Consider the following 12,950-nt stretch of genomic DNA (forward strand, 5'->3'; position numbering starts at 1 on the left):
TCGCCGCGGGTCGGCCCGGTCACCGGGTCGACGGGGTGAGGTGCGCGACCCCGCATCAGCTGGCGTTGGCACCGCACCACGCGTCCCAGGCCGTGGTGCCGAGGGTGGTCGACTCCGCGACGAGGGACTCGGCCCGGGCGAGGTCGGCGGCGTCCCGGTCGGTCACCGTGCCCGAGGCCGTGACGGCGGCGAGCACCGCGCCCGCGAGCGACGTGGCCTCGGCGGCCTCGGCGCTCGCCTGCCGTTCGGGCACGGCCCAGGCGCTGACGTCGAAGCCCCAGTACTCGCCCATCTGGGCCCGCTCCTCGAGGATCTCCAGCCGTGGCTGCAGCGCGGCCACGGCGTCGAGCACGCCCTGCGCCCGGGCGAGGGCCTCCGGCGCGCTCGGCAGCGCCTCGCTCGCCAGCTCTTCGACGAGCGTCGCGGCCAGCCCGAGCTGGGTGGTCGTCCGGGCGGAGCGCACCCGGCCCGCGGCGGCGGTGAGGTGCCGCTGCGCGAGCGCGAGCTGCTGCGTGCGCCGCAGGGTCTGCTCGGCGGGCATGCCGGCCGCTAGGGCCGCGGCGCCGGCGCGGTGCAGGGCGGCGTGCACGGCCGCGACCCGGTGGAGGACGACGGGCCGCTGGCGCGCCACGGCGGTCAGCGGGTTGGTGGGAGTGGTCCGCGCGGTGGTTGCCGCGGCCGGGGCGGGGGCGACGAGTGCGGCGCCGACGGCCAGGACCAGGAGGGCGAGGAGGTGCCCGAGCGAGCGGTGGAGGGTGCGGCCCGGGCGGCGCGGGCGGCGGGGGCGGCGGGGTGCCGGGTGGAGGTCCATGGTGCGGCTCCTGGTGCTGCGAGAGGTGCTGCTGGAGGTGCTGCCTCCATCCTCCGCCGCGCCCTCCCGGGCCCGCAGGGGCTGCGGTGCCGACCCGGTGCCGACCCCGTCAAGATCCGGTGTCGGCGACCGGTTCCCGGCTCCCGCTCAGGCGCGGGACGTGGCTGCGGCGTCGCCGGCGTCGTCGTGGCTGCCCGCGGCCTCGTTGCCCCACTCGCCGGTGACGATCCAGACGACGCGCTCGGCGACCGAGACCGCGTGGTCGGCGAACCGCTCGTAGTAGCGCCCCAGCAGGGTGATGTCGACGGCGGTCTCTGTGTCGTGCGGCCAGTCCGGGCCGGTCACCTGTGCGAACAGGTCGCGGTGCAGGCGGTCCATCGCGTCGTCGTCGCGGGCGATCTGCAGCGCCCCCTCGACGTCGCGGCGGGCGATGACCGAGCCGGTCTTCTCGACGATGTTCTCCGCGACCGAGCCCATCTCGCGGAAGGTGCCGCGCAGCTCCGGGGGCACCGCGGAGGCGGGGTAGCGCAGCCGGGCGACCTTGGCGACGTGCCGGGCGAGGTCGCCCATCCGCTCGATGTCGCTGCTCATCCGCATGCTCGTCACGACGACGCGCAGGTCGGTGGCGACCGGCTGCTGGAGCGCGAGCAGGTCGAAGGAGAGGAGGTCGATCTGCTCGCGGCGGGCGTCGATGTCGGCGTCGGCGGCGATGACGGAGTCGGCGAGGTGGACGTCGGCGTCGAGCAGTGCGGTCGTCGCGCGGCTCATCGCCGACGCCGCGAGGTGGGTCATGTCGACGAGGCTCTCGGCGATCCGGTCGAGCTCCTCGTGGTAGGCCTTGCGCATCACGGCTGGGGTTCCTCCGGTGGGGGTCGGGCACGCGGCGACCACCGCGGGGTGGCGGCGCCGCCGCTGAACCATCGCACCCCCCGGTGAACCGTCGGCACCGGCGAGGTGAACTTCGGGCGACCGGGTTCGGGGGAGCGGGTGCGGTGGCGCGGGAGGGCCGGTGGGCGCCCGTACGCTGGTCGGGTGGATGCGACGATCGCGGCGACGCTCGGCGGGGCCGCCGGCCTCGTCATCGGGGCCGTCGGCGTCCTCGCCGGGCGCTGGTCCGAGCGCAGCCTCACCGAGACCCGGCCCGAGCCCGAGCCGCCGCTCGCCCGCGGGGTCGGCGACGTCCTCTCCGTGCTCCGCTCGATCGCCGTTGTCGTCGACACCTCCGACGCCGTCGTCAAGGCCTCCGCGCCGGCGCTCACCTACGGCCTCGTCCGCCACGGCGAGCTGGTGCACCACGAGCTGCGCCACCTGGCCCGCCAGGTCCGCCGCGACGGCGTGATCCGCGAGACCGAGCTCGACCTCGCCCGCGGTCCGTCCCCCGAGGCCAGCGTCGTGATGCGCGTGCGCGTGGCCACCCTCGGCCTGCACCACGTCCTCATCCTCGCCGAGGACCACACGCACGCCCGGCGGGTCGAGGAGGTGCGCCGCGACTTCGTCGCCAACGTGTCGCACGAGCTGAAGACCCCGGTCGGCGGCATCTCGCTGCTCGCCGAGGCCGTCCTCGACGCCAAGGACGACCCCGAGGCCGTGGCCCGCTTCGCCGCCCGCATCCGGGTCGAGGCCACCCGGCTCGGCCGGCTCGTCCAGGAGATCGTCGACCTCTCCCGGCTCCAGGTCGCCGACACCCTCCACGAGCCCGAGCTCGTCGACATCGGCACCGTCCTCGTCGAGGCCCTCGACCGCGTCCGCGTCGCCGCCGAGGCCAAGGACATCGACCTCGGGCTCGCGACCGAGCGCGGCCTGAAGGTCTTCGGCGACGCCGAGCTGCTGACCACCGCCGTCGCCAACCTCCTGACCAACGCCGTCAACTACAGCGACGAGCGGACCCGCGTCGGCATCGGCGCCCGGCTGGTCGGCGACTCCGTCGAGATCGCCGTCACCGACCAGGGCCAGGGCATCCCGGCCACCGAGCAGGAGCGCATCTTCGAGCGGTTCTACCGCGTCGACGCCGCGCGCTCGCGGGCCACCGGGGGCACCGGCCTCGGGCTGGCCATCGTCAAGCACGTCTGCGCCAACCACGGGGGCGAGGTGAGCGTGTGGAGCCAGGAGGGCCGTGGCTCGACGTTCACCATGAGCCTCCCCGTCGCCGCCCCGCAGGCCGGCGACCCCGACCCCGCGGCCGACCAAGCACCCGGCGTGGCCGCCGCCGCCCGAGGAGAGAGCACCGCATGACGCGCATCCTGATCGTCGAGGACGAGGAGTCGTTCTCGGACCCGCTGTCCTACCTGCTGAGCAAGGAGGGCTACGAGGTGTCGGTGGCCGACAACGGCCACGACGCCCTGAGCGAGTTCGACTCCGCGGGCGCCGACCTCGTGCTCCTCGACCTCATGCTGCCGGGGCTGTCCGGGGTGGACGTCTGCCGCGCGCTGCGCCAGCGCTCGAACGTGCCCGTCATCATGCTCACCGCCAAGGACAGCGAGATCGACAAGGTCGTCGGCCTCGAGCTCGGCGCCGACGACTACGTCACCAAGCCGTACTCGTCCCGTGAGCTGCTGGCCCGCATCAAGGCCGTCCTGCGCCGCGGCGCCGAGCCCGAGGAGCTGCTGCCCACCACCCTGGAGGCCGGCCCGGTGCGGATGGACGTCGAGCGCCACGTGGTCACCGTGCGGGGCGAGCAGATGGGCTTCCCGCTCAAGGAGTTCGAGCTGCTCGAGATGCTCCTGCGCAACACCGGCCGGGTGCTCACCCGCATGCAGCTCATCGACCGGGTCTGGGGCAGCGACTACGTGGGGGACACCAAGACCCTCGACGTGCACGTCAAGCGGCTGCGGGCCAAGGTCGAGGCCGACCCGGGGAGCCCGGCGCACATCCTGACGGTGCGGGGCCTGGGCTACAAGTTCGAGGCCTGACGGTGCGGTGCGGGGCCTGGGCTACACGTCCGAGGCGTAGGCCTCGCGGCGTCAGCTCGAGGAGGGCGACGGGGACGGCGAGGCCGAGGGGCTCGACGAGGGCGAGGCCGACGGCAGCTCGAGGTCCGCGTAGTAGCGCTCGGGGGCCAGCACCGGGACGAGCACGACGTTCTGGCCCGCCTCCTTCGTGCTGACGGTCAGCGTGACCATCGCGCCGGGCTCGACCGGCACGGCACCGACGTCGACCGTGGTCGAGCCACCGGAGAGCGACTCACCGGAGAAGGCCGGCACGGAGGCGGTGCCGCCCTGCTCGCCCTCGAGCCCGAAGGTGACCTCGACGCTGTCGGCGGCCCGGTTGACGGCCTGGCCCACCAGCACGCCCGGGGAGCCCTTGGCCGAGGCGACGACCGCGACGTTGCGCAGCTCGAGGCCGGGCATCGACAGGTCGACGCCGTCGGCGGGGATGTAGGGGTAGTCGGTCTGCGTCGGGGAGAACACGGCGCAGCCGGACGCGAGCAGCGTGGCGGCGGCGAGGCCGGCGAACCGGAGGGCGGAGGCGGCGCGGGTGCTCACGCGGCCAAGGATAGCGGGGCGTCGTGGAGGGTCCGGCGCAGGGCCGCCCGGGCCGGCGGGCGGCCCCGCGCGCCCCGGCGGAGGAGTCCGTCGACACCCGCGCGGCGCCCGCGCCCGGCGCGCGCGTGAAGCATGCCGGCGCCCGGTCTGTCAACCCCTGAAATTCTCTCAGGGACACCTCTTGCAGGCCTCTGACCTGCGCAAACGTCAACTCTCTCCATTGGGAGCGCCCGGCGTGTCGTGGTATCCTGAGTGTCGCGAAAGGGGACAACACCACATGGTTTTCAAGGTCGGCGAGACGGTCGTGTACCCGCACCACGGGGCTGCACGTATCGAGGAGATCAACACCCGCACGATCCGCGGAGAGGAGAAGCTCTACCTCAAGCTCAAGGTCGCCCAGGGCGACCTCGTGATCGAGGTACCCGCCGAGAACTGCGACCTCGTGGGCGTCCGTGACGTCGTCGACAAGGCCGGGCTCGACAAGGTCTTCGAGGTGCTCCGCACGCCGTACGCCGAGGAGCCCACCAACTGGTCCCGCCGCTTCAAGGCCAACCTCGAGAAGCTCGCCTCCGGCGACGTCATCAAGGTGGCCGAGGTCGTCCGCGACCTGTGGCGCCGCGATAAGGACCGCGGCCTGTCCGCCGGCGAGAAGCGCATGCTGGCCAAGGCCCGCCAGATCCTCGTCTCCGAGCTCGCGCTCGCCGAGAAGACCGACGAGGAGAAGGCCGAGACCATCCTCGACGAGGTCCTCGCGTCCTGACGCCGTCGCTCGCCCCCGGGCGAGGACATCACTGACGTGACCGACGCCCACGCCGCCCCGCGCGGCGTGGGCGTCGTCGTCGTCGCGGCCGGGTCGGGGTCACGGCTCGGGGCCTCGCTCCCGAAGGCGTTCGTGCCCCTGGCCGGTCGGCCGCTGCTCGGGTGGGCCCTCGACGCGCTTGGGCAGCTGCCCGGCGTGCGGTCCGTGGCCGTCGTCGTCCCCGAGGGCCTGGTCAACACCGCGCACGCCGCCTGGGCCGGTGTCGGGCTGCCGGACCCGGCGGTCGTCGTCGCGGGGGGAGCGGACCGCACGGCCTCGGTGGCGGCGGGGCTGGCGGCGCTGGACCCCGGGTGCGACGTCGTCCTCGTCCACGACGCCGCGCGGTGCCTGACGCCCTCGGCCGTCTTCGAGCGGGTGGTGGCCGCCGTCCGGGCCGGGGCCGACGGGGTGGTCCCTGGGCTGGCCGTCGTCGACACCGTCAAGACCGTCGACGCCGGCGGGTTCGTCACCGGCACCCCGGACCGGGCGGCGCTTCGGGCGGTCCAGACCCCGCAGGGCTTCCGGCGCGCGGTGCTCGACGCCGCGCACGCGTCCGGTCTCGGCGCCACCGACGACGCCGCGCTCGTCGAGGCGCTCGGGCACCGGGTGCTCGTCGTCGAGGGCGACCCCCGTGCGTTCAAGGTGACGACCGCCGACGACCTCGACCGTGCCGAGCGGATGCTCGCCGCGGACGCGCCCTAGCATCGGGGCATGAGCGCCCTGCCTCGTGTCGGAGTCGGCGTCGACGTGCACGCGCTGGCGCCCGAGGGCTCCACGCGCGAGCTGTGGGTGGCCGGTCTGCACTGGCCGGGCGAGCGCGGGCTCGACGGCCACTCCGACGCTGACGTCGCCGCGCACGCCGCGTGCGACGCCCTCTTCTCCGCTGCGGGCATCGGCGACCTCGGGGCGCACTTCGGCACCGGTCGTCCGGAGCTGGCCGGGGCCTCGGGCGTCACGCTCCTGGCCGAGGCGGCCCGCCTCGTGCGGGAGGCCGGCTACGACATCGGGAACGTGGCGGTGCAGGTGGTCGGCAACCGGCCGAAGGTCGGCACCCGGCGCGCCGAGGCCGAGGCGGTGCTCTCCACCGCCGTGGGGGCACCGGTGTCGGTGAGCGGTACGACGACCGACGGCCTGGGCCTCACGGGTCGGGGTGAGGGAGCCGCGGCCATCGCGACGGCCCTCGTCGTCTCGCGCGACTGACGGGTCGGCTCAGCGGCTGCGTGGGCTCTCGCGGCGGTCGGCGCCGACGATGCGCGCCATCCGCTGCAGCTCGGCGACGTGGCCGCACAGCGCCTCGCGCCCCGAGGCGGTCAGCGCCACCCGCGTCACCTGCCGGCCGTCGCGCGCACCCCGTTCGAGGCGGGCGTAGCCCTTGGCGCTCAGGGCCTTGAGGTGCTTGGAGAGGGCGGAGTCCGAGAGGCCCATCGCGTCGCGGACCTCGCCGAAGTCGCGACCGGCGGCAGGCACGAGGTAGGCGCAGATGCGCAGCCGGTGCGGCTCGTGGATGACGTCGTCGAACACCGGGTACGGCATGGCGTCAGGATACGTCGGCTTTCCCCGTGGGAAAGGGGAGTTCGACGGGCGCCGCAGCATCGATGGTGTCCCGGCCCGGCAGGGGCTCCCGGTGGCGGCGCCGGCCGCACTAGCGTGGGCCGCGGACCAGCAGAGCCGCTCGACCGAGGAGGAACCGTGCCGCAGACCGTCCAGGGTGTCATCGCGCGATCGAAGGGGGCTCCCGTCGAGCTCGTCGACGTCGTCGTCCCCGATCCCGGGCCCGGCGAGGCCGTCGTGGCCGTCGAGGCCTGCGGCGTCTGCCACACCGACCTGCACTACCGCGAGGGCGGCATCAACGACGACTTCCCCTTCCTGCTCGGGCACGAGGCCGCGGGGCGGGTCGAGGCGGTCGGCGAGGGCGTCACCGAGGTGGCGCCCGGGGACTTCGTCATCCTCAACTGGCGGGCCGTGTGCGGGCAGTGCCGCGCCTGCCTCAAGGGCAAGCCCTGGTACTGCTTCGCGACGCACAACGCCACGCAGAAGATGACGCTCACCGACGGCACCGAGCTCTCACCGGCCCTGGGCATCGGCGCGTTCATCGAGAAGACGCTCGTCGCCGCCGGGCAGTGCACGAAGGTCGACGAGGCCGATGCCGCAGCGGTCGGCCTGCTCGGGTGCGGCGTGATGGCCGGCTTCGGCGCGGCCGTCAACACCGGCGGCGTCGGGCGCGGCGACTCCGTGGCGGTCATCGGGTGCGGCGGGGTCGGCAACGCGGCGGTCGCCGGGGCCCGCATCGCCGGGGCGACGACCATCGTCGCCGTCGACGTCGACGCGCGGAAGCTGGAGGCCGCGACCCGCTTCGGCGCCACGCACACCGTCGACGCCTCCACCGAGGACCCGGTCGAGGCGGTCCGGGCGCTCACCGGCGGGCACGGCGCGGACGTCGTGGTCGAGGCGGTCGGGCGGCCCGAGACCTACGAGCAGGCGTTCTACATGCGCGACCTCGCGGGCACCGTCGTGCTCGTCGGTGTCCCGACCCCGGACAAGGAGGTCACCCTGCCGATGATCGAGATCTTCGGCCGCGGCGGGGCGCTGAAGTCCAGCTGGTACGGCGACTGCCTGCCCTCGCGCGACTTCCCGATGCTCGTCGAGCTGTACCGCCAGGGCCGCTTCGACCTCGACGCCTTCGTCACCGAGAAGATCGGCATCGGCGACGTCGAGGCCGCCTTCGACCGGATGCACGGCGGCGAGGTGCTGCGCTCGGTCGTCGTCCTCGGGGGCTCCGCGTGAGCGCCGACCCCGGCCTCGACCTCCCCTCCTCCGCCGGAGGGGTGCGCGTCGAACGGGTCGTCACCTCGGGGCTCTTCGAGCTCGACGGCGGCGCGTGGGAGGTCGACAACAACGTCTGGCTGCTCGGCGACGACCGCGAGGTGCTCGTCGTCGACGCCGCGCACGACGCCGGCGCCATCCTCGCCGCGGTGGGCGACCGGCACGTGGTGGCCGTCGTCTGCACGCACGGGCACAACGACCACGTCAACGCCGTCGCCGACCTCGTCGCCGAGACCGGGGCGACGGCGTGGCTGCACCCCGAGGACCGCGTGCTCTGGGACCAGAGCCAGGACGAGGCGCCCGGCGGCGAGCTCGCGGACGGACAGGTGTTCACGGTCGGCGACGTCGAGGCGACGGTGCTGCACACCCCCGGTCACGCACCGGGTGCGTGCTGCCTGCACGTGCCCACGCTCGGGGTGCTGTTCAGCGGCGACACCCTGTTCCAGGGCGGGCCCGGCGCCACCGGCCGCTCCTACAGCGACTTCCCGACCATCGTCGACTCGATCCGGGAGCGGCTGCTGTCGCTGCCCGAGGAGACCGTGGTCCTCACCGGCCACGGCGACCCGACACGCATCGGCGACGAGGCGCCGCACCTCCAGGAATGGCTCGACCGCGGCCACTGAGGTTCCGCGCCGCCACCGTGACGGCGCGGAACTCCCCCCAGGACGCGGATGCATCCGCGTCATGAGCGAGCTTCCCGGTCATCACCGTGACGACGCGGATCCTCAGGAGGCGGTGGGTCGGGACTCGCGCGCCGCGGCCCGGGCCAGCGCCGCGCGGACGAGGGCGGCGACCCGACCGGGGTGCTCCAGGTCGACCCACGTGATGCGCACGACCTCGTAGCCAAGGGCGCGCAGCCGGTCCTCGCGCGCCTTCTCGGCGGCCAGCGCGGCGCGACCCTCGGCACCCTCGTACTTGACGAGGCCGTCGAACTCGACGACCACCCGTCCCGCCACCATCAGGTCCACCCGGGCGAAGACCCGGCCCTGCTCGTCGGCGACCCGGGCCTGGCTGGTGACCGGGTGTCCCAGGTCGAGGAGCAGCAACCGGGTGCGGGTCTCGCCCACCGACTCGCTGAGCGGGTCGGCTTGCCGGAGCCACGTCACGGCACGGGCGGCCCGACGCGGTGACTCGGCCAGCCGCGCGACCAGGCTCGTCACCCGCTCGAGGTCGGTGGCGCCCTCGCGCAGTGCCCGGTCGGCGGCGACGACCACCGCCTCCCGCCCCTCCCGGAGGGCGACCTGCGCCAGGGCGACGTCGACGGAGACCGATCGACAGCCGTCGACCACCACCACCGGGAGTTCGACGTCGGTCGGGTGGAGGCGCAGCCCGGACGCCGTCCGGACGCGCGAGACGTGCCCGCAGAGGTCGACCACGTCGAGCGGCGCGTCGTGCAGTGGCAGGCCGTGGACCGCCAGCGCGCTCTGGTGGGTGGCGGCCTCGTGTGGTCGACCCCGTGCGTGGAGCACCGCCCGGGCGCGCAGGTCGAGCCGGCGCTCCGGAGTGGCCTGCGCCCACGTGGAGCCCAGGACGTAGGCGCCGCGGCGCACGCGGACGAGCGTCCCCGCGTCGACGAGCTCGGCGAGCGAGTTCGGGTCGACGTCGAGCCGGGTCGCGTCGCGCGTGGACAGGACGTCGTGCTGCGCGGCACCGAGGGTCAGGAGTCGGTCGGACATCCGTCGATGGTGCCCGGTCGGCGGGTGGTGCCGGCGCCGTCATCCACAGGCCCCGGCGCGGGGCTGGTCGGGTTTTCCGCGTCGTCACGGTGACGGCGCGGAAGATCCTTCGGGACGCGGATGCATCCCCGTCCGTGGCGAAGATCCGCGTCATCACGGTGATGACGGGGATGCTCGGGCGGGGGCGACGGATGCGGGGTGGTCGTGGCCCGGCCGGTAGCCTGTCGCGGGTGACCCTCAGGCTGTTCGACTCCCTCACGCGCGAGCTGCGTGACTTCGTCCCCGTCGTGCCCGGCAAGGCGGGGATCTACATCTGCGGGCTCACCACCCAGGCGCCGCCGCACATCGGCCACGTGCGCTTCGCCGTCGCGTTCGACGTGCTCCGCCGCTGGCTCGAGCGCGGGCACGGCTACGACGTCACGCTCATCCGCAACGTCACCGACATCGACGACAAGATCCTCGCGAAGTCGGCCGAGGCCGGCGAGCCGTGGTTCGCCCTGAGCTACCGCAACGAGATGGAGACCGCCGACGCCCTCGAGGCCCTCGGGGTGCTGCCGCCCACGTACGAGCCGCGCGCGACCGGCCACGTCACCGAGATGGTCGAGCTGATGGAGACCCTCGTCGAGCGCGGTCACGCCTACGCCCCGACCGACGAGTCCGGCGACGTCTACTTCGACGTCCGAAGCTGGCCGTCCTACGGCGAGCTGACCCACCAGAGCGTCGAGGACATGAGCGACGCCGAGGACGCCGACCCCCGTGGCAAGCGCGACCCCCGCGACTTCGCCCTGTGGAAGGGGCGCAAGGAGAACGAGCCCGCGACCGCGTCCTGGCCCACGCCGTTCGGCACCGGCCGCCCCGGGTGGCACCTCGAGTGCTCCGCGATGGCCCGCAAGTACCTCGGCGACACCTTCGACATCCACGGCGGGGGCGTCGACCTGCGCTTCCCCCACCACGAGAACGAGGTCGCCCAGTCGCGCGCGGCCGGTCTCGGCTTCGCCAACTACTGGCTGCACAACGCCTGGGTGACGATGGGCGGCGAGAAGATGAGCAAGTCGCTCGGCAACTCGCTGCGGGTCAGCACCGTCGTCGACGAGTACCGGCCACTGGCCGTCCGCTACTACCTGACCGCCGCCCACTACCGCAGCACGGTCGAGTACCACGAGGGCTCGATCGAGGAGTCCGCCACCACCGTCGAGCGCATCGAGGGCTTCCTGCGCCGCGCCCTACCGGGTGTCGGCACGATGCTTCCCGACGCCGGCACCGAGTTCCCCGCCGAGTTCCGCGAGGCGATGGACGACGACCTCGGGGTCTCCGACGCCCTGGCCGTCATCCACCAGGCCGTGCGCGCGGGCAACATCGCCCTCGACGACGGCGACCAGGACGACGCCGCGGCCATCGCCCGGCAGGTCGTCGCGATGACGGACGTCCTCGGTGTCAACCCCCTCGACCCCGCCTGGTCCTCGGGTGGCGACGACGCCGACGACGCGTCGTCCGCCCTGGACGCGCTCGTCGCGGAGCGCATCGCCGCCCGGTCGGCGGCCCGCTCGGCCCGCGACTACGACACCGCCGACGCCATCCGCGACGAGCTCACTGCGGCGGGAATCGCCCTCGAGGACACCGCGGCCGGCGTCCGCTGGTCCCTCATCCGATCCAAGGGAGACTGACGTGGCCGGCAACTCGCAACGCCGTGGAGCCGTCCGCAAGGGCGGCAAGAAGGGTCCGACCGTCGGGTCCGGTGGCCAGCGCCGCCGCGGGCTCGAGGGCAAGGGCCCGACGCCGAAGGCCACCGACCGGCCGAACCACAAGGCGCACAAGGCGGCTGCCCGCAGCGGCGAGCGGCGCCCCTCGGGCGGCGGACGCTCCGGCTCGCGCAAGGGCCCCGCCTCCAGCGAGGTCGTCGCCGGGCGGAACTCGGTCGTCGAGGCCCTGCGCGCGCACGTGCCCGTAACGACGATGTACGTCGCCGGCCGCATCGACTCCGACGACCGTGTGCGCGAGGCGATCAAGACCGCCACCGAGCGCTCCATCCCCATCCTCGAGACCCCGCGCGGCGAGCTCGACCGGATCACCGACGGTGCGGTGCACCAGGGCCTGGCCCTCCAGGTGCCGCCCTACGAGTACGCGCACCCTCGCGACCTCGTCGACCCCGAGAAGCCGGGCATCCCGCTCGTCGTCGCCCTCGACGGCATCACCGACCCGCGCAACCTCGGCGCCATCGTCCGCTCGGTCGCCGCGTTCGGCGGGCACGGCGTGGTCGTGCCCAGCCGCCGCTCGGCCGGGATGACGGCCAGCGCCTGGAAGACCTCCGCCGGGGCCGCGGCCCGCATCCCGGTCGCGCAGGCCGCGAACCTGACCCGCGCCCTCGAGGACTTCCGCAAGGCCGGGTTCTTCGTCATCGGCCTCGACATGGACGGCGACGTCGAGCTCCCCGAGCTCGAGCTGGCCTCCGAGCCGCTCGTCGTCGTGGTCGGCTCGGAGGGCAAGGGGCTCTCGCGGCTCGTCGCCGAGACCTGCGACCAGATCGTCTCCGTGCCGATGAGCTCGGCCGTGGAGTCCCTCAACGCCGGCATCGCCACCGGCGTCACGCTCTACGAGGTCGCGCGGCGCCGCCGGTCCTGACCGGGATCCCCACCGGACGGGCGGTCGGACTCCGGGGCGTGCCGCCGTGAGGCCGGCGCGGCCCTGTGCCACGATCGGGGTCGAGCGGACCACACCAGGCACACCGCCGCCGCTCACGAGGAGGGAACACCATGACCGAGCACGGAAGCACGCCCCCGCCGCCGGACCAGCCGGCCCCCGGCTCCACGCCGCCCCCGGCTCCGCCCGCGGACCCGTACGGCTCCGCCCCGCCGCCGGCCGCGCCGAACCCCTACGGCTCGGCGCCGGCGTACTCGCAGGCCCCGGCCGCCGGTCCGGTGACCCGGCCGAAGTCGATGGACATGGCCGTCCTGCTCATGCGGGTCGGTGCGGCGCTCTCGGTCCTGTCGATTATCCTCAGCTTCGCCACCACCGGTGACATCCGCGAGCAGGCCCGCCAGGCCCTCGAGGAGCAGGGACAGACCGTCGACCCCACGGTCGTCGACGCGGCCGTGACCATCGGCATCGTCTTCGGTGTCGTCCTCGGCCTGCTCGGTGCCGGCCTCTGGCTGTTCATGGCCTGGGCCAACGGCAAGGGCAAGTCGTGGGCACGCATCGTCTCGACGGTGCTCTTCGCCGTCTCGCTCGTCTTCTTCCTCATCGGCCTGGCGCAGCCGACGGCCCTGCTGTCGCGCATCCTCAGCATCGTGAGCATCCTGCTGGGCGGCTACATCGTCTTCCTGCTGTGGAAGAAGGAGTCCAGCGAGTTCTACAAGGCGGCG

General features: G+C 74.1%; 15 protein-coding genes. 10 read left to right on the plus strand and 5 right to left on the minus strand.

The window, feature by feature from the left end; all coding sequences use genetic code 11:
• Window positions 1-55: 55 nt before the first annotated feature.
• Window positions 56-811: a hypothetical protein gene (locus tag ACQZ2A_RS16560; protein ID WP_430213367.1), complete on the minus strand. Its 756-nt coding sequence runs from the start codon at window positions 809-811 to the stop codon at window positions 56-58.
• Window positions 812-958: 147 nt separating this feature from the next.
• Window positions 959-1,657 carry a phosphate signaling complex protein PhoU gene (gene phoU / locus ACQZ2A_RS16565; protein WP_430213391.1) on the minus strand — a complete coding sequence of 233 codons (699 nt, stop codon included), beginning with the start codon at window positions 1,655-1,657 and terminating at the stop codon, window positions 959-961.
• Window positions 1,658-1,843: 186 nt separating this feature from the next.
• Here phoU and ACQZ2A_RS16570 point away from each other — a divergent pair, with 186 nt between their 5' ends.
• Together ACQZ2A_RS16570 and ACQZ2A_RS16575 are read left to right on the plus strand one after the other, a co-directional pair.
• Window positions 1,844-3,043, plus strand: coding sequence for a sensor histidine kinase (locus ACQZ2A_RS16570; protein ID WP_430213369.1), 1,200 nt, complete (start codon window positions 1,844-1,846; stop codon window positions 3,041-3,043).
• Window positions 3,040-3,720, plus strand: coding sequence for a response regulator (locus ACQZ2A_RS16575; RefSeq protein ID WP_430213371.1), 681 nt, complete (start codon window positions 3,040-3,042; stop codon window positions 3,718-3,720). The genes ACQZ2A_RS16570 and ACQZ2A_RS16575 overlap by 4 nt, the downstream gene beginning before the upstream one ends.
• Window positions 3,721-3,771: 51 nt before the next feature.
• Here the strand turns inward: ACQZ2A_RS16575 and ACQZ2A_RS16580 are convergent, their stop codons facing one another.
• A complete protein-coding gene (locus tag ACQZ2A_RS16580) occupies window positions 3,772-4,293 on the minus strand; it encodes a hypothetical protein (protein ID WP_430213373.1) in 522 nt (173 codons plus the stop codon).
• Between the two features lie 277 nt (window positions 4,294-4,570).
• Here ACQZ2A_RS16580 and ACQZ2A_RS16585 point away from each other — a divergent pair, with 277 nt between their 5' ends.
• The 3 genes from ACQZ2A_RS16585 to ispF are packed head-to-tail and all read left to right on the plus strand — an operon-like array spanning window position 4,571 to window position 6,292.
• Window positions 4,571-5,053 carry a CarD family transcriptional regulator gene (locus tag ACQZ2A_RS16585; protein WP_324420558.1) on the plus strand — a complete coding sequence of 161 codons (483 nt, stop codon included), beginning with the start codon at window positions 4,571-4,573 and terminating at the stop codon, window positions 5,051-5,053.
• A 36-nt stretch (window positions 5,054-5,089) separates the two neighbouring features.
• Window positions 5,090-5,794, plus strand: a complete 705-nt coding sequence (gene ispD, locus ACQZ2A_RS16590) for a 2-C-methyl-D-erythritol 4-phosphate cytidylyltransferase (protein ID WP_430213374.1) — start codon at window positions 5,090-5,092, stop codon at window positions 5,792-5,794.
• Between the two features lie 9 nt (window positions 5,795-5,803).
• Entirely contained in the window at window positions 5,804-6,292 is a 489-nt protein-coding gene (gene ispF / locus ACQZ2A_RS16595) for a 2-C-methyl-D-erythritol 2,4-cyclodiphosphate synthase (protein WP_430213376.1), read from the plus strand.
• Between the two features lie 9 nt (window positions 6,293-6,301).
• Here the strand turns inward: ispF and ACQZ2A_RS16600 are convergent, their stop codons facing one another.
• On the minus strand, window positions 6,302-6,625 hold the full coding sequence (locus ACQZ2A_RS16600; RefSeq protein ID WP_430213378.1) for a transcriptional regulator: 324 nt from the start codon (window positions 6,623-6,625) through the stop codon (window positions 6,302-6,304).
• Between the two features lie 156 nt (window positions 6,626-6,781).
• Between ACQZ2A_RS16600 and ACQZ2A_RS16605 the strand changes: the two genes are divergently transcribed.
• Together ACQZ2A_RS16605 and ACQZ2A_RS16610 are read left to right on the plus strand one after the other, a co-directional pair.
• Window positions 6,782-7,876: an S-(hydroxymethyl)mycothiol dehydrogenase gene (locus ACQZ2A_RS16605; protein WP_430213380.1), complete on the plus strand. Its 1,095-nt coding sequence runs from the start codon at window positions 6,782-6,784 to the stop codon at window positions 7,874-7,876.
• Window positions 7,873-8,538 (plus strand): MBL fold metallo-hydrolase, encoded by a 666-nt coding sequence (locus ACQZ2A_RS16610; protein WP_430213382.1) that lies wholly within the window; start codon window positions 7,873-7,875, stop codon window positions 8,536-8,538. Before ACQZ2A_RS16605 ends, ACQZ2A_RS16610 begins: the two co-directional genes overlap by 4 nt.
• A gap of 102 nt (window positions 8,539-8,640) precedes the next feature.
• On the opposite strand, the gene ACQZ2A_RS16615 is transcribed toward ACQZ2A_RS16610, so the two are convergent.
• On the minus strand, window positions 8,641-9,591 hold the full coding sequence (locus ACQZ2A_RS16615) for a type IV toxin-antitoxin system AbiEi family antitoxin domain-containing protein (protein ID WP_430213383.1): 951 nt from the start codon (window positions 9,589-9,591) through the stop codon (window positions 8,641-8,643).
• Window positions 9,592-9,821: 230 nt separating this feature from the next.
• Between ACQZ2A_RS16615 and cysS the strand changes: the two genes are divergently transcribed.
• From cysS to ACQZ2A_RS16630, 3 genes are all read left to right on the plus strand, one after another.
• Entirely contained in the window at window positions 9,822-11,255 is a 1,434-nt protein-coding gene (cysS, locus tag ACQZ2A_RS16620) for a cysteine--tRNA ligase (protein WP_430213385.1), read from the plus strand.
• Window position 11,256: 1 nt separating this feature from the next.
• The gene (gene rlmB, locus ACQZ2A_RS16625; RefSeq protein WP_430213387.1) at window positions 11,257-12,210 is read left to right on the plus strand and encodes a 23S rRNA (guanosine(2251)-2'-O)-methyltransferase RlmB; all 954 of its coding nucleotides are present in this window, start codon (window positions 11,257-11,259) and stop codon (window positions 12,208-12,210) included.
• 131 nt (window positions 12,211-12,341) lie between these two features.
• Window positions 12,342-12,950, plus strand: a 609-nt coding sequence (locus tag ACQZ2A_RS16630; RefSeq protein ID WP_430213389.1) for a hypothetical protein, incomplete at its 3' end; no start/stop codon positions are given.

This window comes from Phycicoccus avicenniae, from assembly GCF_050496545.1.
GTDB lineage: Bacteria > Actinomycetota > Actinomycetes > Actinomycetales > Dermatophilaceae > Phycicoccus > Phycicoccus avicenniae_A.

Excerpts from the sequence above, each read along its gene's own strand:
- ACQZ2A_RS16560 (WP_430213367.1), bottom strand. The coding sequence starts at position 811 with ATGGACCTCCACCCGGCACCCCGCCGCCCCCGCCGCCCGCGCCGCCCG.
- phoU (WP_430213391.1), bottom strand. The coding sequence starts at position 1,657 with ATGCGCAAGGCCTACCACGAGGAGCTCGACCGGATCGCCGAGAGCCTC.
- ACQZ2A_RS16575 (WP_430213371.1), top strand. The coding sequence starts at position 3,040 with ATGACGCGCATCCTGATCGTCGAGGACGAGGAGTCGTTCTCGGACCCG.
- ACQZ2A_RS16585 (WP_324420558.1), top strand. The coding sequence starts at position 4,571 with ATGGTTTTCAAGGTCGGCGAGACGGTCGTGTACCCGCACCACGGGGCT.
- ispF (WP_430213376.1), top strand. The coding sequence starts at position 5,804 with ATGAGCGCCCTGCCTCGTGTCGGAGTCGGCGTCGACGTGCACGCGCTG.
- ACQZ2A_RS16600 (WP_430213378.1), bottom strand. The coding sequence starts at position 6,625 with ATGCCGTACCCGGTGTTCGACGACGTCATCCACGAGCCGCACCGGCTG.
- ACQZ2A_RS16615 (WP_430213383.1), bottom strand. The coding sequence starts at position 9,591 with ATGTCCGACCGACTCCTGACCCTCGGTGCCGCGCAGCACGACGTCCTG.